Source organism: Actinomadura sp. NPDC048394 (assembly GCF_040651755.1).
In the GTDB taxonomy this organism is placed as follows: domain Bacteria; phylum Actinomycetota; class Actinomycetes; order Streptosporangiales; family Streptosporangiaceae; genus Spirillospora; species Spirillospora montaniterrae.
Genome location: NZ_JBEZJL010000007.1, coordinates 88,417 through 111,403, shown reverse-complemented (window position 1 = coordinate 111,403; position 22,987 = coordinate 88,417). Strand labels below are relative to the sequence as shown.

20 protein-coding genes are annotated in these 22,987 nt (G+C 72.4%); 14 read left to right on the top strand and 6 right to left on the bottom strand.

Features of this window, described 5'->3' with window-relative positions:
- Nucleotides 1–59: 59 nt before the first annotated feature.
- Nucleotides 60–2,126 carry a DNA topoisomerase IV subunit B gene (locus tag AB0C78_RS06530; RefSeq protein ID WP_360742845.1) on the bottom strand — a complete coding sequence of 689 codons (2,067 nt, stop codon included), beginning with the start codon at nucleotides 2,124–2,126 and terminating at the stop codon, nucleotides 60–62.
- A gap of 250 nt (nucleotides 2,127–2,376) precedes the next feature.
- Between AB0C78_RS06530 and AB0C78_RS06525 the strand changes: the two genes are divergently transcribed.
- The 3 genes from AB0C78_RS06525 (at nucleotide 2,377) to AB0C78_RS06515 (ending at nucleotide 4,720) form a co-directional block, all read left to right on the top strand.
- Nucleotides 2,377–3,279, top strand: a complete 903-nt coding sequence (locus AB0C78_RS06525) for an ABC transporter ATP-binding protein (RefSeq protein WP_360742625.1) — start codon at nucleotides 2,377–2,379, stop codon at nucleotides 3,277–3,279.
- Entirely contained in the window at nucleotides 3,276–4,349 is a 1,074-nt protein-coding gene (locus AB0C78_RS06520; RefSeq protein ID WP_360742622.1) for an ABC transporter permease, read from the top strand. Before AB0C78_RS06525 ends, AB0C78_RS06520 begins: the two co-directional genes overlap by 4 nt.
- Before the next feature lie 140 nt (nucleotides 4,350–4,489).
- The gene (locus AB0C78_RS06515) at nucleotides 4,490–4,720 is read left to right on the top strand and encodes a hypothetical protein (protein WP_151540381.1); all 231 of its coding nucleotides are present in this window, start codon (nucleotides 4,490–4,492) and stop codon (nucleotides 4,718–4,720) included.
- A gap of 188 nt (nucleotides 4,721–4,908) precedes the next feature.
- On the opposite strand, the gene AB0C78_RS06510 is transcribed toward AB0C78_RS06515, so the two are convergent.
- Entirely contained in the window at nucleotides 4,909–5,652 is a 744-nt protein-coding gene (locus AB0C78_RS06510) for a GNAT family N-acetyltransferase (RefSeq protein ID WP_360742618.1), read from the bottom strand.
- 26 nt (nucleotides 5,653–5,678) lie between these two features.
- Here AB0C78_RS06510 and AB0C78_RS06505 point away from each other — a divergent pair, with 26 nt between their 5' ends.
- On the top strand, nucleotides 5,679–6,419 hold the full coding sequence (locus tag AB0C78_RS06505; protein ID WP_360742615.1) for a peroxide stress protein YaaA: 741 nt from the start codon (nucleotides 5,679–5,681) through the stop codon (nucleotides 6,417–6,419).
- 102 nt (nucleotides 6,420–6,521) lie between these two features.
- On the opposite strand, the gene AB0C78_RS06500 is transcribed toward AB0C78_RS06505, so the two are convergent.
- The 3 genes from AB0C78_RS06500 to AB0C78_RS06490 all read right to left on the bottom strand — a co-directional run bounded on the left by AB0C78_RS06500 (nucleotide 6,522) and on the right by AB0C78_RS06490 (nucleotide 11,563).
- On the bottom strand, nucleotides 6,522–8,177 hold the full coding sequence (locus tag AB0C78_RS06500) for an RNA polymerase sigma factor (protein WP_360742612.1): 1,656 nt from the start codon (nucleotides 8,175–8,177) through the stop codon (nucleotides 6,522–6,524).
- A 267-nt stretch (nucleotides 8,178–8,444) separates the two neighbouring features.
- A complete protein-coding gene (locus AB0C78_RS06495; RefSeq protein ID WP_360742609.1) occupies nucleotides 8,445–10,577 on the bottom strand; it encodes a SpoIIE family protein phosphatase in 2,133 nt (710 codons plus the stop codon).
- Between the two features lie 404 nt (nucleotides 10,578–10,981).
- Entirely contained in the window at nucleotides 10,982–11,563 is a 582-nt protein-coding gene (locus AB0C78_RS06490; protein WP_360742606.1) for an HhH-GPD-type base excision DNA repair protein, read from the bottom strand.
- A gap of 150 nt (nucleotides 11,564–11,713) precedes the next feature.
- On the opposite strand from AB0C78_RS06490, the gene AB0C78_RS06485 reads away from it, so the two are divergent.
- The 10 genes from AB0C78_RS06485 to AB0C78_RS06440 all read left to right on the top strand — a co-directional run bounded on the left by AB0C78_RS06485 (nucleotide 11,714) and on the right by AB0C78_RS06440 (nucleotide 22,217).
- Complete coding sequence (locus tag AB0C78_RS06485) at nucleotides 11,714–12,415, top strand: molybdopterin-dependent oxidoreductase (RefSeq protein ID WP_360742603.1); 702 nt, start codon at nucleotides 11,714–11,716, stop codon at nucleotides 12,413–12,415.
- Nucleotides 12,402–13,175: a cytochrome b/b6 domain-containing protein gene (locus tag AB0C78_RS06480; RefSeq protein WP_360742600.1), complete on the top strand. Its 774-nt coding sequence runs from the start codon at nucleotides 12,402–12,404 to the stop codon at nucleotides 13,173–13,175. Before AB0C78_RS06485 ends, AB0C78_RS06480 begins: the two co-directional genes overlap by 14 nt.
- A gap of 138 nt (nucleotides 13,176–13,313) precedes the next feature.
- Nucleotides 13,314–13,562: a hypothetical protein gene (locus AB0C78_RS06475; RefSeq protein ID WP_360742597.1), complete on the top strand. Its 249-nt coding sequence runs from the start codon at nucleotides 13,314–13,316 to the stop codon at nucleotides 13,560–13,562.
- Between the two features lie 157 nt (nucleotides 13,563–13,719).
- A complete protein-coding gene (locus AB0C78_RS06470) occupies nucleotides 13,720–15,270 on the top strand; it encodes a hypothetical protein (protein ID WP_192808773.1) in 1,551 nt (516 codons plus the stop codon).
- A 97-nt stretch (nucleotides 15,271–15,367) separates the two neighbouring features.
- On the top strand, nucleotides 15,368–17,290 hold the full coding sequence (locus AB0C78_RS06465) for a hypothetical protein (protein WP_360742594.1): 1,923 nt from the start codon (nucleotides 15,368–15,370) through the stop codon (nucleotides 17,288–17,290).
- A 62-nt stretch (nucleotides 17,291–17,352) separates the two neighbouring features.
- Complete coding sequence (locus AB0C78_RS06460; RefSeq protein ID WP_360742591.1) at nucleotides 17,353–19,596, top strand: SseB family protein; 2,244 nt, start codon at nucleotides 17,353–17,355, stop codon at nucleotides 19,594–19,596.
- Nucleotides 19,593–19,961, top strand: coding sequence for a hypothetical protein (locus tag AB0C78_RS06455; RefSeq protein ID WP_151541046.1), 369 nt, complete (start codon nucleotides 19,593–19,595; stop codon nucleotides 19,959–19,961). The genes AB0C78_RS06460 and AB0C78_RS06455 overlap by 4 nt, the downstream gene beginning before the upstream one ends.
- Nucleotides 19,962–20,008: 47 nt before the next feature.
- The gene (locus tag AB0C78_RS06450) at nucleotides 20,009–20,761 is read left to right on the top strand and encodes a 5-oxoprolinase subunit PxpA (protein WP_360742587.1); all 753 of its coding nucleotides are present in this window, start codon (nucleotides 20,009–20,011) and stop codon (nucleotides 20,759–20,761) included.
- The gene (gene pxpB / locus AB0C78_RS06445) at nucleotides 20,758–21,372 is read left to right on the top strand and encodes a 5-oxoprolinase subunit PxpB (protein ID WP_360742584.1); all 615 of its coding nucleotides are present in this window, start codon (nucleotides 20,758–20,760) and stop codon (nucleotides 21,370–21,372) included. The genes AB0C78_RS06450 and pxpB overlap by 4 nt, the downstream gene beginning before the upstream one ends.
- Nucleotides 21,369–22,217 carry a biotin-dependent carboxyltransferase family protein gene (locus AB0C78_RS06440; RefSeq protein WP_360742581.1) on the top strand — a complete coding sequence of 283 codons (849 nt, stop codon included), beginning with the start codon at nucleotides 21,369–21,371 and terminating at the stop codon, nucleotides 22,215–22,217. The genes pxpB and AB0C78_RS06440 overlap by 4 nt, the downstream gene beginning before the upstream one ends.
- A gap of 62 nt (nucleotides 22,218–22,279) precedes the next feature.
- Here the strand turns inward: AB0C78_RS06440 and AB0C78_RS06435 are convergent, their stop codons facing one another.
- Nucleotides 22,280–22,975, bottom strand: coding sequence for a histidine phosphatase family protein (locus AB0C78_RS06435; RefSeq protein WP_360742578.1), 696 nt, complete (start codon nucleotides 22,973–22,975; stop codon nucleotides 22,280–22,282).
- Nucleotides 22,976–22,987: the final 12 nt, after the last annotated feature.

Sequence of the window (22,987 nt, the reverse complement as noted above, 5' to 3'; positions counted from 1 at the left end):
GCGCGCACCGCGGACCGGCTCGCCGGGGGTGGCGCCCGCACCACCCCCGGAGGGAGCGGCTACATGTCGATGCGCTCGGTGTCCAGCTCGGACGCGCCCGCGGTGATGAACTCCCGGCGCGGCGCCACCTCGCTGCCCATCAGCAGATCGAAGATCTTCGCCGCCTCGTCGGCGTCCTCCACCCGGATCCGCCGCAGGATGCGGTGGCGCGGGTCCATCGTGGTCTCCGCGAGCTGGTCGGCGTCCATCTCGCCGAGGCCCTTGTAGCGCTGGACGGGCTCCTTCCAGCGCTGCCCCTTGCGCTCGAACTCCACCAGCTTGCGGGTCAGCTCGCCGTCGCTGTAGCAGTAGACGTACTTGTCCTGGCCCTTCTTGGGCTTGACCAGCTCGATCCGGTGCAGCGGCGGGACCGCCGTGAACACCCGCCCGGCCTCCAGCATCGGCCGCATGTAGCGGAACAGCAGCGTCAGCAGCAGCGTGCGGATGTGCGACCCGTCGACGTCGGCGTCCGCCATCAGGATGATCCGGCCGTAGCGGGCGGCGTCGATGTCGAACGTGCGGCCCGACCCGGCCCCGATCACCTGGATGATCGCCGCGCACTCGGCGTTCTTCAGCATGTCCGCGACGGACGCCTTCTGCACGTTGAGGATCTTGCCGCGGATCGGCAGCAGCGCCTGGAACTCGGAGTTGCGGGCCAGCTTCGCGGTGCCGAGCGCCGAGTCGCCCTCGACGATGAACAGCTCGCTGCGGTCGTCGGCGTTGCGGCAGTCGACCAGCTTCGCCGGCAGCGCCGAGTTCTCCAGCGCGTTCTTGCGGCGCTGGTTGTCGCGCTGCGTGCGGGCCGCGATCCGGGTCTTGGCCGCCCCCACGACCTTCTCCAGCACGGCGCGCAGCGGCTGCTTCTGGCCGCGCGGCGGGTTCTCGAAGATCGCCTTCAGCTCCCGCGTGACCACCTGCGAGACGATCCGGGTCGCCGCCGAGGTGCCGAGGATCTCCTTGGTCTGCCCTTCGAACTGCGGCTCCGGCAGCCGGACCGTCACCACGGCGGTCAGGCCCTCCAGGACGTCCTCCTTGATGACGTCCTCGTCGCCGTTCTTCAGCAGCTTCGTCGCGCGCAGCTGCTCGTTGACGACCTTGAGCACCGCCCGGTCGAACCCGCGCACGTGGGTGCCGCCCTTCGGGGTGGCGATCACGTTCACGAACGACCGGGTGGTCGTGTCGTAGCCGGTGCCCCAGCGCAGCGCGACGTCGACCTCCAGGTCGCGCTCGACGTCGGTGGGGGTGAGGTGGCCCTGCTCGTCCAGCACCGGGACGGTCTCGGTGAAGTGCCCGCGGCCCTGCAGCCGCAGCACCTCGACGAGGGCGGCGTCCTTGGCCAGGTAGGTGCAGTACTCGCTGATGCCGCCGTCGAAGCGGAACGTCTCCTCGACGACCTCCTCGCCGCGCTCGTCGCGGACGTCGATGGTGAGGCCCGGGATGAGGAAGGCGGTCTGGCGCATCCGGTCCAGGACGAGGGACTGCTCGACCGTCGCGTCCTGCAGGAAGATCTGCATGTCGGGCCAGAACCGGGTGCGGGTGCCCGTGACCTTCCTGGCGACCTTGCGGGTCTGCCGCAGCCCCGACTTCTTCTTGAACCGCGCGTTCGGGCGGCCGTCGTCGGCGAACTCGCCGGGCAGCCCGCGCCGGAAGCTGATCGCGTGGGTGTGGCCCTCGCGGTCGACCTCCACGTCCAGCCGGGCGGACAGCGCGTTCACCACGGACGCGCCGACGCCGTGCAGGCCGCCGGAGGCGGTGTAGGACACCCCGCCGAACTTGCCGCCCGCGTGCAGCCGGGTCATCACCAGCTCGACGCCGGGCAGGCCCGTCTTGGGCTCCAGGTCGACCGGGATGCCGCGGCCGTTGTCGCCCACCTCGAACGACCCGTCGGCGTGCATGGTGACGCTGATGTGCGTGCAGTACCCGGCCAGTGCCTCGTCGACGCTGTTGTCGACGATCTCCCACAGGCAGTGTGCCAGGCCACGGCTGTCGGTCGACCCGATGTACATTCCGGGTCGCTTCCGCACGGCCTCCAGCCCCTCCAGCACCGAGAGGTGCCGGGCGGAGTAGCCGTGCGGGTCATCGGTCATCGCTTCGGCGGTCGCGGCGGTCAACTGCGTGTGCTCCTCGGGGGTAGGACATTCGGCAAGAGGGTACCCCCGGGCACCGACAAACGTTCGAAAGGCTCGCCGCCGCGGCCCTCCGGGCACGTCCTCGCCGTCGATCTTGCAGGCGTCCGGCCGCAGGTCCGGAGGTTCCCGCCCAACCCAGGGTGGAGTACCGCAAGGTCCACCTATAGGTGGGTGCACGAGGTCGCCCCGTTTCCCTAATGTCCTGGTCATGGCAGAAACGATCGAGGTCAGCGGGCTCCGCAAGCGCTACGGGGACGTCAACGCGGTCGACGGGGTGACGTTCTCCGTCGCCGAGGGCGAGTTCTTCGGGATCCTCGGGCCCAACGGGGCCGGCAAGACGACGACCCTGGAGATCGTCGAGGGGCTGCGCCAGGCCGACGAGGGCGCGGTCTCCGTCCTCGGCCTGCCCCCGTGGCCGCGCAACCCCCGGCTGCTCCCCCGGATCGGCGTGCAGCTGCAGGCGTCGTCGTTCTTCGAGCGGCTCACCGCGCGCGAGCAGCTCCAGACGTTCGGGTCGCTGTACGGGGTCCCGGCGAAGAAGGCCGACGCGATGCTGGAGACCGTGGGCCTCGCCGACAAGGCGGACGTGCGGGTGGAGAAGCTGTCGGGCGGGCAGGCGCAGCGGCTGTCGATCGCGTGCGCGCTCGTGCACGACCCCGAGCTGGTCTTCCTGGACGAGCCGACCGCCGCGCTGGACCCGCAGGCCCGGCGCAACCTGTGGGACGTGCTGAGCGCGATCAACACCGAGGGCCGCACCATCGTCCTCACCACCCACTACATGGACGAGGCGGAGGCGCTCTGCGACCGCGTCGCGATCATGGACGGGGGCCGGATCCTGGAGCTCGGCCCGCCCGCCGTGCTGGTCCGCGGGCTGGACGCGCCGGCCCGGATCAGCATCGCCAGCGGCCTGCTGGACGCGGCGGACGCCCGCCAGCTGCCGGGCGCCGACGACGTCGAGGACGACGGCGTCTCGCTGGTCATCTCCACCCGGGACCCCTCCGCGGTGGTGGCCGCCATGGCCGCGAAGGACGCGCTGGACGGGGTGCAGATCCGCGGCGCGACCCTCGAGGACGTCTTTCTGGAGCTCACCGGACGGGAGTACAGGGCGTGAGCACACTCGAGAGTTTCAAGAGCCTGTCCCGGGCGATGTTCCTGGGCTTCCGGCGGGACCGGGGCGCGCTGTTCTTCACCGTGCTGTTCCCGCTGATGTTCCTGGTGATCTTCGGTGGCGTGTTCGGCCACCAGAGCACGTCCAAGGTGAAGGTGCTGGAGATCGGGCGGGTGCCGATCCTGGACCAGGCGATGGCGCACGGGGGCGACGAGCTCGGCGACACCATGAAGCTGTCCAAGTCCTCCGACAAGCACGACGCGCTGCACAAGGTCACCAAGGGCGACGCGGACGCGGCGGTGGAGCAGGTCGGGAACCAGCTGGTCGTGCACTACTCGGCGGCGGACCAGGTGAAGTCCGGGACCGTGCAAGGTCTGATGAACTCGATCGTCCAGGGCGCGAACCAGGCGGCGACCGGCAAGCCGCCCGCCTACCACGTGACCTCGCAGCAGGTGGAGGACGATTCGCTGAAGGCGATCCAGTTCTTCACGCCGAGCCTGCTGGGCTGGGCGCTGGCGTCGGCCGGCGTGTTCGGGGCGTCCCAGACGCTCGTGACGTGGCGGACCAAGGGCATCCTGCGCCGGCTCCAGCTGTCCCCGGCCCCGATACCCACGGTGTTCGCCGCGCGGGTCGCGGTGAGCCTGGCCGTGGCGCTGGTGCAGTTCGCGCTGTTCGTGGCGGTCGCGCAGCTGCCGTTCTTCGGCCTGAAGCTCGGCCACTACTGGTGGATGGCCGTCCCGATGGTGCTGTCGGGGGTGCTGGCCTTCCTGGCGATCGGGATGGTGATCGGCGCCTGGGCGAAGACCCAGGAGACGGCGCAGGCGGTGACGCAGCTGGTCGTGCTGCCGATGGCGTTCCTGGGCGGCTCGTTCTTCCCCCTGGACGCCTCGCCGACCTGGATGCGGACGCTGGCGTACATCTTCCCGCTGCGGTACCTGAACACCGGGATGCTGAACGTGATGGGCCGCGGGCTGGGCCCGATGTCCGCGCTGCCGCAGATGGGAATCCTGCTCGGTTTCGCGGTGGTCGGCGGGCTCGTCGCCATGCGCCTCTTCCGGTGGGACAGCGCCTGACATTCCACCGTGGCGCGGGGGTGTGATCTCGGTCACTAATCGAGCCATTCCGCTGTGGGCGTACGAAGAAACAGGTTGGGAACGTCCACGTCGGGTTAGATGTTGTCCTAAGTACCGACCCCGAGCATGAGGAAGGTGCCGTGACTGGAGCCCTTGCCCCGACCAAGCCGCTGACCGTCGCCGACCGGTGCGACCGCTGCGGCGCCCAGGCCTACGTCCGTGCGGTCCTTGTAGGCGGCGGCGACCTTCTGTTCTGCGCCCACCACGGGCGTAAGTACGCGGAGGCCCTGCGCGCCAACGGGGCCGACATTCAGGACGAGACCGACAGGCTCAACGAAACCCCGGCTACCGCATCGGAAGACGAGCGGTAGGGATCGAATAGCACACCCCGCAGCGGCGGCCACCGGAGACGGCGGCCGCCGTTCGCATTTCCGTCGCCGCCCCCATCGGCCCCCAACCCAGGGCAATGCGAAATGGATTCGCAGCGTGATCGATCAATCACGCTGGGTATTCAATTGGTGTCACCGAAGTGAGGCGGGTCACGCGTTCACCGCTTTTCTCACCCGCCGGTGACCGTCTTCACGCGATAGTGGTATCCGCCGGATTCGGTGAACCCCTCGGCCGCGTACATCGCCCGCGCCGGGGCGTTCCGCTCGACCACCACCAGGTACGCCCGCTCGCACCCCTGCTCGCGGCCCCAGCCGAGCAGCGCGCGCAGGACGCGCCGCCCCAGCCCGCGCCGGCGCGCCTCCGGCGCCACCGCCATCGCGTAGATCCCGAGCCACTCCCCCTGCGGCACGCCGCGCCCGACGGCCACACCGTCCAGGGAGGCGTATCCCGCCGGGACGCCGGTGAGGATCTCCGTCGCGAGCGGCAGCTCGTCGTCGTACCGGCCGTCCACGGACCACCACACGTCCAGCCAGTCCGGGGACGGCTCGTCCGCGATCTCCACGCCGTCCCGCTCGTACGGGCCCGCGATCTCGGCCACCATGCCGAGCGTGGGGTCGACGAGCTCATAGCCCCGCGCCTCCAGGACGGCGTCCAGTCCCTCAGGCCGCGCCCTGTCGCTCAACGAGAACACCGTGGGCAGCCCCAGATCCGTGTAGTAGCCCTCCGCGCGCGCGAGGGCGGCCTCCAGATCGTGGGGAGCCTCCAGGGGAAGGACGGAGTTGGCGCGCTTGGTGACGCCTCCGGCGTGGCGCAGCAGCCACCCGCCAATATCCTGGACGGACCGCGCCGGCCACGCCGCGGCCACGAGTCCGTCCAGGTCCCGCGGCCCGGGGACCGTCGAGCATCGAGTCATCGAAGAGCACCGCTTTCGGGGGGATCGTGCACATCCTGCTGCCGCCGTCGGAGAAGAAGGCTACCGAGGGCGACGGCCCGCCCCTCGACCTGGCCTCGCTGAGCTTCCCGGAACTCACCGCGGCGCGCAGGCGGGTCATCACCGCCCTGACCAGGGCGTGCCGCCGCAAGGACGCGCCCGAGACGCTCGACCTCCCGGCCGGGCAGATCGACGAGGCCCTCGCCCGCAACCGGGCGCTGAAGGAGGCTCCCGCGCTGCCCGCGGCGCGGCTCTACACCGGCGTCCTCTACGACAACCTCGACCTGCCGAGCCTGGACCTGGAAGCCGCCGCCGAACGCATCGTGGTCTTCTCGGGCCTGTGGGGCGCGCTGCGGCTCACCGACCGCGTCCCGCCCTACCGGTTGTCCATGTCGGTCTCGCTTCCGCCCCTCGGCCGTCTGGGGACGTTCTGGAAGCCTGCGATGAACAAGGCGATCCGGCCGTCCGGGCTGATCGTCGATATGCGGTCGGGGCCGTACGCGGCGGCCTGGAAGGCCCCGCAGCCCGCCGTGGCGGTCCGCGTCTTCCGCGAGACGATCTCCGGCGGCGTCCCCAAGCGGACGGTGGTCAGCCACATGGCGAAGGCGACCCGCGGGGCGATCGCCCACGACCTGCTGAAGGCCGGCGCCGACCCCGCGACGCCCGAGGAACTGCTGAAGGCCGTCGCCGACCTCGGCCACACCGTCGAGCTCAACGGCACCAACCTCGACGTGATCCTTCCGTCCTGAACCGGCCCCGACCACGGACCCGCGTACGCGAAGACTCCGTCCGCGTACGCGAAGGCCCCCGTCCACCGGGTGGACGGGGGCCTTCGCGGTAAGAGAAATGTGTCAGTCGAGGTAGTCCCGCAGGACCTGCGAGCGGGACGGGTGGCGCAGCTTCGACATGGTCTTGGACTCGATCTGCCGGATGCGCTCCCGGGTCACCCCGTACACCTTGCCGATCTCGTCCAGCGTCTTCGGCTGGCCGTCGGTCAGGCCGAACCGCATCGACACCACGCCCGCCTCGCGCTCGCTCAGCGTGTCGAGCACCGAGTGCAGCTGCTCCTGCAGCAGCGTGAAGCTGACCGCGTCGGCCGGGACGATCGCCTCGGAGTCCTCGATCAGGTCGCCGAACTCGCTGTCGCCGTCCTCACCGAGGGGGGTGTGCAGGGAGATCGGCTCGCGGCCGTACTTCTGCACCTCGACGACCTTCTCCGGGGTCATGTCGAGCTCCTTGGCCAGCTCCTCCGGGGTGGGCTCGCGGCCCAGGTCCTGGAGCATCTGGCGCTGCACGCGGGCCAGCTTGTTGATGACCTCGACCATGTGCACCGGGATGCGGATGGTGCGGGCCTGGTCGGCCATCGCGCGGGTGATCGCCTGCCGGATCCACCAGGTGGCGTACGTGGAGAACTTGTAGCCCTTGGTGTAGTCGAACTTCTCGACCGCGCGGATCAGGCCGAGGTTGCCCTCCTGGATCAGGTCCAGGAACAGCATGCCGCGGCCGGTGTAGCGCTTGGCCAGCGAGACCACCAGCCGGAGGTTGGCCTCCAGCAGGTGGTTCTTGGCGCGGCGGCCGTCCTCGGCGATCCACTCGAAGTCCTCGAGGTCCTCCTCCGACAGCGCGGGGCCGTCGGCGGCGAGCCGCTCCTCGGCGAACAGGCCGGCCTCGATCCGCTTGGCGAGCTCGACCTCCTGCTCGGCGTTGAGCAGCGGGACCTTGCCGATCTGCTTGAGGTAGTCCTTGACCGGGTCGGCGGTGGCGCCGGCCGCGGCGATCTGCTGGGCGGGCGCGTCCTCGTCGTCGTCGCCGAGGGTGAAGCCCTCCTCCTCGGCGGGAGCGTCGCCGGGCTTCTTGCCGGCGGCCGGGGCCTTGTCCGCGACGGCGGCCGGGGCCTCCTCCTCGTCGGCCTCGGGCGTCTCCTCGACCTCGGGCGCGTCCTCCTCGAGGTCGACCTCGAGGTCGTTCAGGTCCTCGTCGAGGTCGACGTCCACGTCGTCCTCGAGCTCGGGGTCGTCGGCGGCCTTCTTGGCCGGGGCGGCCGCCTTGGCGGCGGCGGGCTGCGCGGCCTTCTTGGCGGGCGCGGCCTTCTTCGGCTTGGCCTTGGCGGACTTGGGCGGGGCCGGCTTGGGCGCCGCGGGCCTCGGGGCCTCCGGGCGCGGCGCGGGCTCCTCGGGCGCCGCGTCGTCGCCGACGACCGCGGTCACCGTGTCGGGCTGCTCCTTCGCGGCAGCGGTGGTCCTGGGCCTACGCGCCGGCGGCGCCGCGCGCTTGCGCGAACGCTTGGGCGCCGCGGAATCGGCAGCGCTCACCACGACGGTCACACCCTCCTTGCTGAGGCTCCGCAGAATGCTGGAGGCCTTCGACACGGGGATGTCGGCCTCCTCGAACGTACGGCGTACGTCGTCGGCTTCGAGGTAACCCTGGGACCGTCCACGCTCGATCAGTTGCGCGATGACGTGATCGTGCAGATCTGACGCTTTCGAGGTCGAGCTAGCAGGCGACACAAATACCTCTCGAACGAACGTGTGGCTTGGTTGACCCAAGTGCCCTGACGGGCCCGGCCTCACACTGGGTGGGACCACACACTGGGCGGACCTCCCGGTGCGGGACCGCAGCGTACCCGCTCTCACTGGGTCAAGCATTCTGGCACTGCTGCGCATTCCGCCCTGATGTCCTACCCGGTAACTCTCCACCTTAGAGGGCGCGGGACGGTCCTTCGTACGGACGGGACCGACTTCTCACCGTCTCCGGCGGGCTTCACTCGGGTTTCACTAGGGCTTGGGCGGGACGTGCAGGGCAAGCACGGTCACATCGTCTACCTGCTCGTACCCGGCAAGCATCCGATCGACCAGGAAGTCGACGAGTCTTTCTGGATCTCCTACCACTTCAGGTGGGGCGTCCGCGGCCGTCGCCACGAGTTCCTCCAGCCCGGCGTCCACCCCACGCCTACGGTTCTCCACAAGTCCATCGGAATAGAAGACCACAGTGTTGCCGGTCTCGATGGAAAAACTTGTCTGCTGCCGCTGGCTCGGCCAGCCGAGCGGCGTGCCGGGCTCCCGCGTGCTCACGCGCGCGGGCGCGTCCGGGGAGATCAGCAGGGGTGGCGGATGCCCCGCGTTGCTGAAGGCGCCGCGGCCGGTCTCCGGGTCGATGACCGCGTAGGCGACCGTGGTGAACTGCTCCTCGTCCTCGGTGGCGCTGAACAGCCGGTCGAGGCCGGCGAGGACCGCGGCGGGCCGCGGGTCGTTCAGCGCGAGCGCGCGCAGCGCGTTGCGGACGCGTCCCATTCCGGCCGCGGCGAGCACGCCCTTGCCCATGACGTCGCCGACCGCGACCGCGAGGCGGTCGTCCGGGAGGCGGAACACGTCGTACCAGTCGCCGCCGACCTGCACGTGGCGGGTGGCCGGGTTGTACCGGGCGGCAAGCACCATCCCGGGAAGCTGCGGAAGGTCGCTGGGCAGCAGGCTGCGCTGGAGCTCCTCGGCGGTCCTGTGCTCGCGCTCGAAGAGCAGCGCGCGCTCGACCGCCAGGGCGCACTGCCCGGCGAGCGCCTCCAGGAAGACCCGCTCCTCCTCGGTGATCTCCCTGGGGCGGGTGAAGGAGAAGCGCAGCGCGCCGATCGGGGCGCCCGCCGCCAGCAGGGGCAGGCCGACCCAGGCGCGCTCCTCGGGATGCTGGGCGAACAGCTCCTTCTCGTCGCGGCCGAGCTGGAGGCGGAGGCTGTCGGGATGCTCGGCCAGGAACGGCCGGCTCTCGCGCACCGCCACCGACATGACGGTCTGGTCGGCGACCTTGATGTCGTCGCGGGCCGGCGGCCGGCCGTCGGCCTCGCCGCCGGGCTGGGACGGGGCGACGATGCTCAGCCGCAGCTTGTCGTCGTCCAGCAGCGCCACGGCGGAGTAGTCGGCGCCGATCGCGGACCGTCCGACCTCGGTGATGACCTGGACGACCTGGGAGACCGTCAGCGCCTCGGCGAGCATGGAGGTGGCCTGCTGGAGGCGCGCGGTGCGCAGCGCCGCGGCCGAGAGCTGCTCGGTCAGCCGGCCGCGCATCTCCTCGGCCTCGCGCTGGCCGGTGACGTCGGTGTTGGCGCCGACCCACTCGATGACCGCGTCGCCCTGCCGGATCGGCACGGCCCGCACGTCGAAGTGCCGGTACGTGCCGCTCTTGGTGCGGATCCGGTAGTTGGTCTCGAAGACCTGGTTCTCCGCGACGCACTCGCGCCAGGCCGCCTCGATGCGCGGTCGGTCCTCCGGGTGCACCACGGCCATCCAGCCGCCGGCGGCGTAGTCGTCGGGCGCCTGGCCGGTGATCGCGCGCCACTCCGGCGCGTCGTCGATCACGGCGCCGTCGGGCGCGGCCACCCACACCACCTGGGCGCTGGCCTCCACGAGCGAGCGGTAGCGCTGCTCCTTGCGCCGGATGACCTCCTCGGCGCGGCGCCGCTCGGTCACGTCCAGTGCGGTCAGGACGGCGCCGAGGCGCTCACCGCCGGGTCCGCGGGCGGGCAGCCAGGTGCAGGCGAGGATGCGCTCCTCGGTCGCCGTGGCGAGCGCCTGGGCGTCGCCCGCCCGTCCGGCCGGCTCGGCCGGGACGACGAGGTCGAGGTCGCTCAGTGGGCGGTCCTCGGCGAGCACCGTGCGCAGCGCCGTCTCGAACGCGGACGCGAGGTCCGCGGGCAGCACCTCGGCGGGGCGCCGCCGCTGCAGGTCGCGGACGGGCACGCGGAGCAGCGCCGCGAGCGCGTCGTTGGCCTTGCGGCAGCGCAGGTCGCCATCGAAGAACGCCAGCCCGCCGGGGGCTTCCTTCAGCAGGGTCGCGTACAGCGCGGAGTCGGACGCATCCATGGGCTGCCCCTCCACCCCTGAGACGCGGGGTTGCGGAACGGACGTCTCGGTGCTCATGGACAACACCTCCGCCCCAGAGGGTCCCGTACCGCGCGGCAAGTTTTCATCACTATGAGTGAATGGGAGCAGGCTAGCGCTCCCGCCTCCATCACAACACCGGTCGGAGTCAGGTATTCATCATCCCGATGGTTCGCCGCGTACGGAAGCCCTGATGGACATCGTCGTCTCTGTGCCTCCGCGTGAGGGCGCGGGATTCGGACGCCTTCTCCACGAGCCGCCGGTGGCGGCCCATGAAGGGGGCGAGTAGGCGATGTTACGGCGCCCGGAGCGTCATGGGCGGCCAACCCCGCCGGTTCGGCGAGTTCCGGCCGGGGGCCGAACCGGCCAGACTCCGTCCGATTTGGTCCATAAAAAGACGGTAAAGACCATTTTTGGGATCGCCTGGTCCTTACCCGGGAGCCCTACTTTCCGGCCTTGGCGGCGGCCTTCATCTCCTGCTTGAAGGCACGCACCTTCGCCAGCGACTCCGGCCCGGTGATGTCGGCCACCGACCGGTGCGAGCCCTCCTCGCCGTACGCGCCGGCCGCCTCCCGCCAGCCCTCCGGCCGGACCCCGTACTGCTTGCCCAGCAGCGCCAGGAAGATCTGCGCCTTCTGCTTGCCGAAGCCGGGCAGCCCGTTCAGGCGCTTGAACAGCTCCTTGCCGCCGTCCACGCCCTTCCACACCTTCTCGGCGTCCCCGTCGTAGTTCTCGACGAGGTACTGGCACAACTGCTGCACCCTCTTGGCCATCGACCCCGGATAACGGTGCACGGCCGGCTTCTCCGACAGCAGCGCCGCGAACCGCTCCGGATCGCAGGCGGCGATCTCGTGGGCGTCGAGATCGTCCGTCCCGAGCCGCTGAGCGATCGTGTACGGGCCCGAGAACGCCCATTCCATCGGGATCTGCTGGTCGAGCAGCATCCCCACCAATGCGGCGAGCGGGCTGCGGCCCAGCAGTTCGTCCGCCTCGGGGCGCTGCGCTAGTTGAACCTTCGTGGCCATGGGGTCAGCTTAGAACCGCCGCGAAGGCAGGTCCTGCGCGCACGGAAACCGCGTACCGCGACCGCCCGGCCGGCGCGGCGAATCTGTCGGAAGTCTTACGAGCCCGGCGGAAGCCTGGCGGCCCGCAGGCCACGGTGTTCGAATGGAGGCGTGAACGAGGATCCGGAAGAGGGCAGTCCCGTAGGGCGGCGGGTCGTGCTCGGGATGCTCGGCCTCGGCGTCGCCGGTGTCGCCGTGGGCGCATCCCTCCAGCAGAAGGTGAACCGCGCCCTGGCGCCCGTAGGCGGCATCCAGGACGTTCTTCCGGCGGCCGGGGGCTTCCGCTACTACTCCGTCACCGGAAGCGTGAAGAGGCCCAGCATCGCCACCCACCGGGTGACCGTGGGCGGCCTGGTGGACAAGCCACAGGCGTTCACCATGGCCGACCTTGCCCGCCTGCCGCAGACGACGCTCGACAAGGACTTCCAGTGCGTGACCGGCTGGCGGGTACCGAACGTCCGGTGGGCCGGCGTCGCGCTACCCGACCTCCTGGACGTGGTGGGGGTCTCCCCTAACGCCGTGGCCGTCCGGTTCAAGTCGTTCGACGGCGTCTACACCGAGTCGCTGACGCTCGAACAGGCGCGGCGCCGCGACGTCATGGTCGCGACCCAGATGGACGGGAAGCCGGTAACCCACGACCACGGCGGCCCCACCCGCCTCTATGTCGCCCCCATGTACGGATACAAGTCCCTGAAGTGGCTCGGCGGCATCGAGCTCACCGACAAGGTCAAGCCGGGCTACTGGGAGGACCTCGGCTACGACGTGGACGCCTGGGTCGGCCGGTCGAACGGACGTGACGATGCACCCACATGACGTGCCCCGTCCCGAACCGGCACGCTCTACCAGGCTGCTCCGGTTCACGTGGGCCGAACGGTCGATCCACCATGTGACCGCACTGCTGATGCTGGTGTGCCTGGCCACGGCGGGGATGCTCTACCTGCCGACGCTGTCCACCCTGGTCGGGCACCGCGAACTGCTCAAGACCATCCACGTGTGGTGCGGTTTCGCGCTGCCGGCCCCCATCATCTTGGGCCTCGCCTCCAGGGCGTTCAGGGCGGACGTACGGCGCCTCAACAGGTTCGCACCGCACGACTGGGAGTGGCTGAAGCGCGGGGACCGCAGAGCCGTACGGCAGGGCCGGGGGATCCTGCCGGTGGGCAAGTTCAACGCCGGCCAGAAGCTGAACGCGGCGTTCACGGCCGGCGCGATCCTCGTCATGCTCGGCACCGGCGAGGTGCTGACGTTCCCCGGCCCATGGCCGGACCGCTGGCGCACCGGCGCCACCTTCGTGCACGACTGGCTCTTCGTCGTCATCGTCCTCGTCGTCGTGGGGCACCTGTGGGAGGCGTTCCGGGACCCGGGGGCGCTCGGCGGGATGCTCACCGGCCGCGTCGACCGAGGCTGGGCGGCGAGGCACCACGCGGGCTGGGCGGACGCCGTCCAACGGATCGCCGCGCGGCCGCCGCACCGCCCGTCCGGCGGCCCATCCGGCGGCGGTTCCGGCGGGACGGCCACCGGCACGTCCGGAGAAGGTGGTCCAGAATTTGCGAAACGACGCCCCGGTATGTCTTGACTCTCCCCGCGAACGCGCTGGAATGAGACATCGAGGCGAGGTTCGGGCGGAAGCCCCGAAACCAAGGTCCGCGCGCGCTCCGTCTCGGCCGGCGGTCTCCCCGTCCGCCGGAACCCCGTGCGCGGAGGTGCTACGCAGATGCCCGCACTGGCCGATCACCGAAGCGAGACCCGCAACGCGCTCACGCGGCGGCTCACCGACGAGTTCTCGCACGTCTCCTCGGACGCGGTGCACCAGTGCATCGCCGACGTGCAGGCGTGCATGGCCCACCTGGGGCTCGACCCCACGCCCGCGCGCGTGGAGCGCATGGCGCGCGAACACCTCGTCGGCATGCTGAAATCCGAGCCGCCCTCGGGGCGGCCCCAGGGAGCCGGGTTGGACGGCTGAACCCGCCGGACGGTCCCGCGCCTTACGGGCACGCGCCGCCGCGGGATCTGAGAAACTAGGGCCCGTGAGTCCTCGCAGCCGCCGCTCCTCGTCCGGAGATCCGGCGCGGGACGGCCCCCCATCCGCTCCCGGCGAGGTCTCCGAGATCTTCGACGGGATGCTGCGGCACGCCCGCGAGCTGCTCGCCGTGCGCAGCCCGCTGGACGCCGAACTGATCGTCAGCGAGATCCTCGGGTCCTGGTGGGGGCACCGGGTGTCCGGCGGGGACGTCGAGGTCGTCATCGGCGAGGCGCTGGTCGACCACGCGGCGCGCGCCGCGACCCCTGCGGCGCTGGCCCTGCTCACCGGGATGGCCTACCTGGGCACTCCGCGGCAGGCCGCCAAGGCCGAGCGCGCCGCGCTTGAACTGATGGACCGGGGCGTCGCCCGTCCCGGATGGGCCGACCGCGTCGGCATGGTCGCACCGGACGAGTGCTTCGTGTCCCGCGACGTGTACGGCGACCAGGACTCGATCGTCTGCACCTACACCTACGGCGGCGCCGACCGGCACGCCCTGGTCATCCTCGTGGACAGGAACAAGGCCGGGGCCGTCCAGTACGCCGACGCCCCGTTCCCCTCCGCCGCGCCGCCCGCGCTGCGCGCCGCGCGCCCCCCGGCGTGCGGGATGGTCCGGGACGCGTGGGTGTCGTCCCAGGTCGACAAACTCCTCGACCACTGCCGCCGCGAGGGCCGCGACAACGCCCTGATGCGGTTCGAGCAACTGGACCCGCGCGACACCAAGGCGCTCCTGCAGAGCGCCCTCGCCCTCACCAACGACACGACCGAGCCGCCGGTCAACGACAACTTCGGCTCGTACCACGCCTTCGTACGCGCGCGCATAGGGATCCTCCCGCCGGGAGGGCGTCTGCCGCAGCCTCCGGTGTACGGGCGCGACCGGCGCGCCACGATCGCCGCGCGGTTCCTCGCGTCGGACGAGGCGGAAGGGCTCTCGGACCTGTCCGCCGCCAGCCGCTGCGTGGACCGCATCATCGCCTACGGCTGCACGCACGATTTCGGGCGGCCGCTGCGGGTCAGCCCGATCAAATGCGAGATGTTCCTGCTCGACTGGCTGCCCCGCAAGGTGCTCCTGTCCCCCGCCGAGCAGGAGGCCGTACCGCACGTCCTGGCCGCCTGGGTGCGGTGGGCAGGCAAGCGCACCGGGCTGCCCGAGGAGGGCGTAAGGGCGACCCTGGACGCGGTATGGGACGCCACCGCGAAGTTCGCTGAGGCGTACCGCGACCCGTCCGCTTTCGGCCTCGACCGGGACCTCGTCGCCCGGCTCCTCCCGGACGGCGAGCTGGAGGCGCTCCCCCGGCGCGCGTTCGCGCTGCCGTTCCTGTCCGGCACCCACCGGCGCTCCGGCCGGCACGGCTCCGTCGACCTGTCGGCGCTCGACCCCTCCGACCCCGACGACCGGCGCGTCATCCTGGAGTTCGAGCATCCCGGCGCGGACGAGGAGCACCTCGACGCGCACGAGAGGCTCACCGACCGGCTGTGGCGGGGCGACCCGCCGCAGCTGTGGGACACCGCCCAATCACTGCTCGACATCGGCTACGAACGGCACGAGATCCTGCACAAACTCATCGGCGTCCTCGATCGCTGCGGCGACGACGCGGACGCCCTCCGGGAGGCGCTGCGTGTGCTGCGTCACGAACCGCCGCCCGAGTGAACTCCCGGTTTGCGCGCGGCGTCCCCGGCGACAATCATCGGATCCCGGGCATGGTCTCGCGGGGGTCCGGGGCCGCCCCCGGTCGTAGGGAGTGATCTTGTTGGAGTGGTCCGAGTTCGCCCGCCGGCTGGGCCGTGAACTGGCGGGTCTCGACCGGGACACCATCCTCATCGTGCGCGAACGCGACGAGAGCCGGCACTACGTCCAGGCGATGCGCGAGCCCGACCGGCTGTACGCCGAGGCGGTCAGCAACAACTTCCTTGACGGCCCGCTGCTGCTCACCCCGGCCGACGAGGAGGTCATGAGCGACGCCGGCTGGCGCCCGCCCGCCGACCCCGCGCCCCGCAACTGGTGGACCGAGCTGCCCGAGGCCGGCACGCCCGGCGGGATGCGGTCGGTCGCCGGCGGCGACTACTCGCGGCTCGCCGACGTGATGGTCACCGCGCTGCGCGACGTCCAGGGCGTCCGCCGCCCCTCCGACCTGGTGTACGAGTCGTTCCACCGGCACGGCAGCGGCCTGATCGAGCTGCTCGACTTCGGCATCGAGACCGCCGACCCGTCGCGGGTCAGCAAGCGCCGCTCGTCCGCCGCGATCGCCCCGCCGGAGAGCGCCGCAGAGAGCGCGCGCCCGGCGCCCGGCCCGCCGCCCGCCGGCCCGCCCATGCCGGTGCCTCCCGCCGGGGTCCCCGGCAGCGACGCCGACCTGCTCGAACCGCGCCTGGCCGAGGCGAAGGAGCGCGGCGACCACGCCACCTACTTCAGCCTGCTGGCGGGCGCCGACCTGGTGCTCCCGGCCACCGCGCACGCAGTGGAGAACCCCGACCGCGCCGAACTGCCGACCATCACCATCGGCACCGGAACCTACGTCACGCTGTACACATCCCCCGGCGCACTTGCGCGTACCGGCGACCAGCACCCGCTCTACCGGCGCACGTCGTTCGCGCTCCTGGCGGCCGGCTGGCCCGACCCGTCCTGGCAGCTCGCCGTCAACCCCGGCCTGCCGAGCGAGGTCCTGCTGGACGCGTCCGCATTGGGCCGCCTTGAGGCCGCGCAGCGGGAAGCGTCGTCGGCCGCGCCAGAGCCTTCGAATCCGTACGGGACCGTCGATCCGGGCGCGTTGTCCGGGCCCGGGGCCGTTGCCGGAGGGTCTCCGTCCGCTGTCAACGGTTCCGGCATGTCCGGGTTCCCCGGCGCCCATGGGCCGTCCCAGGGCGTCAACGGGTCGTCCGCCGCCAACGGCTCGTCCGCGCCGAACGGGATGCCGTCCCTCAACGGGATCCACGGCGTCAACGGACTGGCCGGGGCCGACGACCCCCACGACGACTCCGGTACCGCGATCGACCCGTACACGGCGGAGGAGTTGAGGGCGGCACTGGAAGCCGGTACACCACCGGACCTGGGCAGGGCCAAGCCGGAGACCCCGGAGCAGGGGTCCGAACCCGCTGTGGCCGCGCCTCTGGGCGCCCCGACGGACGGCACGCCCGCCGATGGCGAGCCTGCCGAGACCCACCAGCCCGGCGCGCCGCAACCCGACGCGCACCAGCCCCAATCCAACGCGCCGCAACCGGGGACACTGCAACCCGGTGCAGCGCCGCAACCCGGTGCCCCGCAACCCGGTGCCCCGCAACCCGGTGCCCCGCAACCCGGTGCCCCGCGACCCGGTGCCCCGCAGCCCGACGTGCCCCAGGCCCCATCCCCTCAGGCCGCAGCAACCCCTCAGGCCGCCGCACCCCAGGCGCCCGTAGCCCAGCCCGGAACACCTCAGGTCGCCGCACCGCAGCCCGAGGCGAAGCCGGAAACGCCGCAGCCCGAGCCGCCGCAGCCCGGCGTGCAAGCGCCCGGCGGACAGCAGCCCGTGCCGCAGCCGCCCGCCGGCATTCCGATGCAACCGCCTCACGGCACCCGCCTGTGGCGCTCCCTCGGCGAGAACGACGAGGTCCCCGTCGCGGTCTACGACGCCATCGGCGGCGTCTGGAGCCCGGCGCGGGCCGACGCCGTCCCGGCGCCCAGGGCCGAGTAGCGGAGCGTTCGGCTACCGTCGAGTACGGCAATCCCACCCCCGGACGCGAGAGTGGACCCCGAGTGGACTGGAACGACTTCGACAAACGGCTGACCCTTGAGCTGTCGCGGCTCCCCGTCAAGTCGTTCCTCATCGTGCAGGGGCCCAGCGGACTGCCGTACGTGCAGGCCATGCGGATCGAGGGCGGGCTGGACGCCGAAGCGGTCGGCAGCGCGTTCCTGCCCCGGCCACTCGCGCCGCGCCAGGAGCGGCGCCTCACCACCCTCGGCTGGGAGCCTCCGGACGGCGAGGAGCGGCAGAACTGGTGGAACCGCTACACCTGGCGTGAGCGCGGCAACCGCGCGGCCGCCGAACTGCTGGAGTGCGCCGCGATGCTCGCGGGCCAGATGGTCGGCGCCTTCCGCGACGTGTACCGGATCGACTCCCCGCTAGAACTCGTCTATCAGGCGAGCAAGACGGGACCGGAGGGCGGGCCACTGGCCCTTCCCGGCCTCGGCATCCCGCTGGCCGTGCCGGAGTCCGAGAGCCGTCCCGCCGCGCAGGACGCGTCCCGGGCGGAGCGTCCGTCCGGCACCGACCTGGAGATCGCGCTCGCCGAGGCGCGCGAGCGCGGCGACCAGCAGGCGTACCTGCGGCTGCTGGCACGGGCCACCCTCTACCTGCCAGCGTCCGGCGATCCGACCGCCGAGCACCGGTTCGCCACGGCGCAGTTCGGCGACGGGACGTTCGTGCTGGCGTTCACCTCCCCCGAGGCGATGGACCGGTCCCTGCAGGGGCAGGCCGTCCACCACCGGGAGGCGACGCTGTCGGAGCTGTCGCGGCACTGGCCGCATCCGGAGTGGCAGCTCGCGATCGACCCGGGGCTGCCGAGCGCCTCGTACCTGGACGCGAACGCCCTGTTCGAGCCGGTCCAGGAGGAGCCGCCCGCCCGTCCGAAACCGGCCGCCCGTCCGGCGCCGCCGGACCCGGCCGACGTCCGGGTGGCCGGGCGGTCGTCGCGGACGCCGGGGCGGCGGCGCCGGCAACCGGACGCGGGACCCTCCCGGACCGCCGCCAGAGCGCCGCAGGCGCCCGCTCGCCCGCAGGACCGTCCCGCCGGTCCCCAGGGCGTTCCCGCGGCCGCACAGGCGCCCTCACGGCCGGGCGCCGATCCGGGCGCGCTCCCGCGCCGGCACGAGCGCCCGGGGCCGCCGCCGCGTCCCGAGCCGGCGACCGCGCGGGAGACGCCGGCCGATCCCCAAGGCCTCCCCGTCCCGCCGCTGCACGGCGGCCCGCACCCGGCGCCCGCGCCGCAGGAGCGGAGCGTCCCGCAGGGACCGCCCGCCGCCCGGCCGACCGCGCCGCAGCCCGCGCCGTTCGATCCGCAAGGCGTTCCCCCACGGCCCCAGCCGCATGGCTCACCTCCGGTGGCGCCGGGACCGGCCGCAGGACCGCAGCAGACGGCGCGGGACATCCCCCGGCCACCGGAGACGGACCGCAGAGGCGCTGCCGTTCCGCCCGTGGAGACACCGGCCGCGTCCAGGTTCCAGGAGCCCGCCGCCCCCGCGCGCCCGCACGAGGAGCCCCTCCTCCAGAGCGCACCACCGCCGCAGCCTCCGGCCTTCGACCGGGCCGAGCCCTTGGCACCGCGTGAGACGACGCCGAGCCCGATGCCGGTGGACCCGCCGGGACCGACGCGTCCCACTGCGGCGCCCCGGCAGGACGTGCCCCCGCCGGTGGGCGACGTTCCGCGCGAGACCGTCCCGCAGGGCCGCGAGACCGCCCCGCAGGGCGATGCGGCTCCGGACGGCGCCGGGCCCATGGACGCCGCTTCCGGGACGGTGGTCATGCAGAAGGTCCTCCGCCGCGAGCACGTGCAGCACTACCTGGAGGGCGGTTACGACCTCGTCGCGGGTTACGTGCACCGGCTCCAGGACGTGGCCGACCTGAACACGCCCGCCGCCCTGATCCGCGGCCTCGGCCTCGTGTACGAGGGGTCGCCGTTCTCGCCCGGCGACGAGGAGATCTTCGTGGTCCGGTGGCCCGCGGTGAAGCCGTCGCTGTTCCGGCGGCCGCTCGGGGGGATCGACGAGTGGAGCATGGGGATCATCCCGGGCGGCTGGGTGATCGAGAAGGCGCCGTTCCCCGGTTCGGGGTACGCGCCGGGCGACGGCCCCGCCGTCCCCGAGTTCAAGATCGAGAGCCAGCGGCTGCCGCACGGCGCCGAGCTGTACCGGCTCGACGCGGGCGCGCGCGAGTCGCTGGTCGCGGCGTACGACGCCGACCTGCGCCGCTGGCTCGTCAGGCTGCCGGGAGGACGCGGATGAGGATCCGGCACGGCTTCTTCGCGCGCTGGCGCGGCACCGAGTACGAGGCCAGCCCCGACGGCGACCAGGTGCGGCTCTACGTCGGCGAGCACGCCGACGGGTTCCGGCAGATCGGGCCGGGCAGGTTCGTCCAGGTGGTGCCCGCCTCGGAGGTCGAGGACGTCCGCTACGTCAGCACGTACTGCACGTGGCGCGGCGAGCCGTTCGTGGTGCTCGGCGAGCACCAGGGGTGGCTGCGGGTGGAGTACACGGGCGGCAGGGCGCCGGTGGCCGAGAGCCTCGGCCTGGAGCTGTTCGACCGCGGCGTCTACCAGGCGTGGGCGTCCAAGCACGAGGTCGAGGACGTGCGCGAAGAGTCGGTCTGAGGCGGGCCGCTCCCGGCGGGCGGGGCGATCGGTGGTAGGTCTTGGGCATGGCGGTCATCGACATCAACGCCGACCTCGGTGAGGGGTTCGGCATCTGGGAGCTGGGCGACGACCTGGCGTTGCTCGACGTCATCACGAGCGCGAACGTGGCGTGCGGGTTCCATGCCGGCGATCCGCTCATCATGCGCCGGGTGTGCGCCGCGGCGGTGGAGCGCGGTGTGACCATCGGCGCCCAGGTCTCCTACCGGGACCTGGCGGGTTTCGGCCGCCGCGAGATGGACGTGGCGGCGCCGGAGCTCACCGCCGAGGTCCTCTACCAGATCGCCGCTCTCGACGGCATAGCGCGCGCGGAGGGCGGCCGTGTGAGCTATGTGAAGCCCCACGGCGCGCTGTACAACCGCATTGCCCGAGACGCCGTGCAGGCCGCGGCGGTCGCGGACGCGGTGCGGGCTTATGACGCGACGCTGCCGCTGCTGACGCTTCCGGGTTCGGCGGTGCACAAGGTGGCCCAGGGGCTGACGGTGGTGGCCGAATGCTTCGCCGACCGCGCCTATACGCCGTCCGGTGGTCTGGTGTCGCGCCGCGAGCCCGGAGCCGTGGTGCACGATGCGGACGAGGTCGTGCGGAGGGCCGTCCGTATGGCCGTCGAGGGAACGGTCGTCGCGGCTGACGGCACCGAGGTTGCGCTCCAGGCACGCTCTATCTGCGTCCACGGGGACACACCGGGCGCGGTGGCGCTCGCGCAGGCGGTCCGGTCCGCGCTGTCCGGCGCGGGCGTCGCGCTGGAGCCGTTCGCGTGAGAGTCCTGCGGGCCGGTGACACGGCCCTGCTCGTGGAGACCGGCGACCTGGCGACGGCCCACCGGCTGAACGCTGCGCTGCGCGAGGCGTCCTGGCCCGGCGTCGTGGACGTCGTCCCCGGGGAGCAGACCGTGCTGGTGGTGGCCGACCCGTCCGCCGACCTCGACCGCCTCGCGGCGCGCCTGCCCGACCTCCCGCTGCGCGCCGACGCGGAGGGCGACGCCGAACCGGTCGAGATCCCGGTGGTCTACGACGGGGAGGACCTGGACGAGGTGGCGCGCCTCACCGGCCTGTCGCGCGACGAGGTCGTCCGGAGGCACGCCGCCGGTGCGTACACGGTGGCCTACCTGGGCTTCTCCCCCGGGTTCGGCTACCTGACGGGCCTGGACCCGGCGCTGCACGTGGCGCGCCGGGAGTCGCCGCGCACCGCGGTCCCGGCGGGGTCCGTGGCGATCGCGGGACGGTACGCGGCCGTCTACCCGTCCCGGTCGCCGGGCGGCTGGCGGCTCCTCGGGAGGAGCCGGCTGCCGTTGTGGGACGTGACGCGCGACCCGCCGTCCCTGCTGCGGCCGGGGACGCGCGTCCGGTTCGTCCCCGAGGAGCCTTCTTGATCGAGGTCGTCCGGCCCGGGCCGCTGGCGACCGTCCAGGATCTCGGCAGGCCCGGCCTCGCCCATCTCGGCGTGCCGCGTTCCGGTGCGGCCGACGAGCGCGCGCTTCGGCTCGCCAACCGGCTCGTCGGAAATCCGGAGGGCGCGGCGTGCGTGGAGTTCACCTTCGGCGGCGGCTCCGTGCGCTTCCACGTGGACGCCTGGGTGGCGGTCACGGGCGCGCCGTTGCCGGTGTGCATCGACGGGCGTACGCACGGGACGAACGCGCCGTGCCATGTGCGGCACGGGGCCGTACTGGAGCTGGGCACACCCTCGCATGGCCTGCGCAGTTACCTCGCCGTACGCGGCGGCATAACGGTCGACCGTGTGCTCGGCAGTAGGTCGACCGATCTGCTGTCCGGTCTCGGGCCCGCGCCGCTGTCGCCCGGCACTCGGCTTCCGGTGGGGCCTGCTGTGGACCTGGGCGCCTTGACCGTCGACGTGGCTCCGGTCCCGCGCATGCCCGAGACGCCGGTGCTGCGCATCCTGGCCGGCCCACGCGGCGACTGGTTCACCGAGGACGCGATGGCGACGCTCACATCGACGCCGTATCAGGTGTCGCCGGACAGCAACCGGGTGGGCGTCCGGCTCGACGGGCCGCCGCTGGCGCGGTCGCGCGGCGGGGAACTCGGCAGCGAGGGCATGGTCACCGGTTCGATCCAAGTGCCGCCGAGCGGCCTGCCCATCATCTTCCTGGCCGACCATCCGACGACCGGGGGCTACCCGGTCGTCGCGGTGCTCGCTGCGGCGTCGGTGCCGGACGCGGCGCAACTGCGTCCAGGGCAGCACATCCGGTTCCGGAGCTGACGGCGGTTCGCGCTAGGGAGCCTCTAGGGAGCATTAGGGAGCCTCTAGGGACACGCCTCCTGTCAGGACAGCGGCGCGGGCGCGGACCAGTCCAGATGCGAGACGTCGTTGAACCCGCGGATCGACGACAGGCCGTTCATCCACACCAGCACCGAGATGGACCCGTTGTCGGGGGTGAGGAACGCGAACGGCCGGGACCCGGTGGCGGCCGCGAGCGCCTGCCCGATCACGCCGCCGTGGGTGAAGACCGCGACGCGCCCGCCGGGATGAGCGGCCGCGACCCGCCCGAGCCCCTCCCGGACCCGTTCGGCGAACGCCTCGTCGCTCTCAGCGCCGGGGATGACGTCCCAGCGCTCCTCCGCGACCATGCGCTGGGCGACCGGGTCGTTCTCGGCGACCATCTTGCGGAACAGGCCGCCCTCCCACTCGCCGAGATGCACCTCGCGCAGGGCGGGCTCGACGCGCGGCTCGATGCCGAGCTTGCGCGCCAGCGGGGCGGCGGTCTGCGCGGTCCTGCGCAGCGGTGTCACGTAGACGGCGTCCAGCCGGGTCGTGGCGAGCCGCTCGGCGACCCGGTCGGCCTGCTCGCGGCCCTCCGGTGCCAGCTCGGGGTCGCCCTGGCCGTCCACCAGCGGGAACGGCGCGTCCGGGCGGGCCGGCGCGGAGGCGCCGTGGCGGATCAGCAGCAGCTCGGTCGCGCCTTCCGGCGGCTGGTAACGCTTCTGCCGGTATTCGACCGGCTCGTCCCGCTCGTCCACGAACCGCACCCT

Bases quoted from the DNA above. Each gene is read 5' to 3' on its own strand.
- AB0C78_RS06455 (WP_151541046.1), top strand. From the start codon at position 19,593: ATGAGGATCCGGCACGGCTTCTTCGCGCGCTGGCGCGGCACCGAGTAC.
- AB0C78_RS06470 (WP_192808773.1), top strand. From the start codon at position 13,720: ATGCTGCGGCACGCCCGCGAGCTGCTCGCCGTGCGCAGCCCGCTGGAC.
- AB0C78_RS06475 (WP_360742597.1), top strand. From the start codon at position 13,314: ATGCCCGCACTGGCCGATCACCGAAGCGAGACCCGCAACGCGCTCACG.
- AB0C78_RS06480 (WP_360742600.1), top strand. From the start codon at position 12,402: ATGCACCCACATGACGTGCCCCGTCCCGAACCGGCACGCTCTACCAGG.
- AB0C78_RS06510 (WP_360742618.1), bottom strand. From the start codon at position 5,652: ATGACTCGATGCTCGACGGTCCCCGGGCCGCGGGACCTGGACGGACTC.
- AB0C78_RS06525 (WP_360742625.1), top strand. From the start codon at position 2,377: ATGGCAGAAACGATCGAGGTCAGCGGGCTCCGCAAGCGCTACGGGGAC.
- AB0C78_RS06495 (WP_360742609.1), bottom strand. From the start codon at position 10,577: ATGAGCACCGAGACGTCCGTTCCGCAACCCCGCGTCTCAGGGGTGGAG.
- AB0C78_RS06530 (WP_360742845.1), bottom strand. From the start codon at position 2,126: ATGACCGATGACCCGCACGGCTACTCCGCCCGGCACCTCTCGGTGCTG.
- AB0C78_RS06450 (WP_360742587.1), top strand. From the start codon at position 20,009: ATGGCGGTCATCGACATCAACGCCGACCTCGGTGAGGGGTTCGGCATC.
- AB0C78_RS06490 (WP_360742606.1), bottom strand. From the start codon at position 11,563: ATGGCCACGAAGGTTCAACTAGCGCAGCGCCCCGAGGCGGACGAACTG.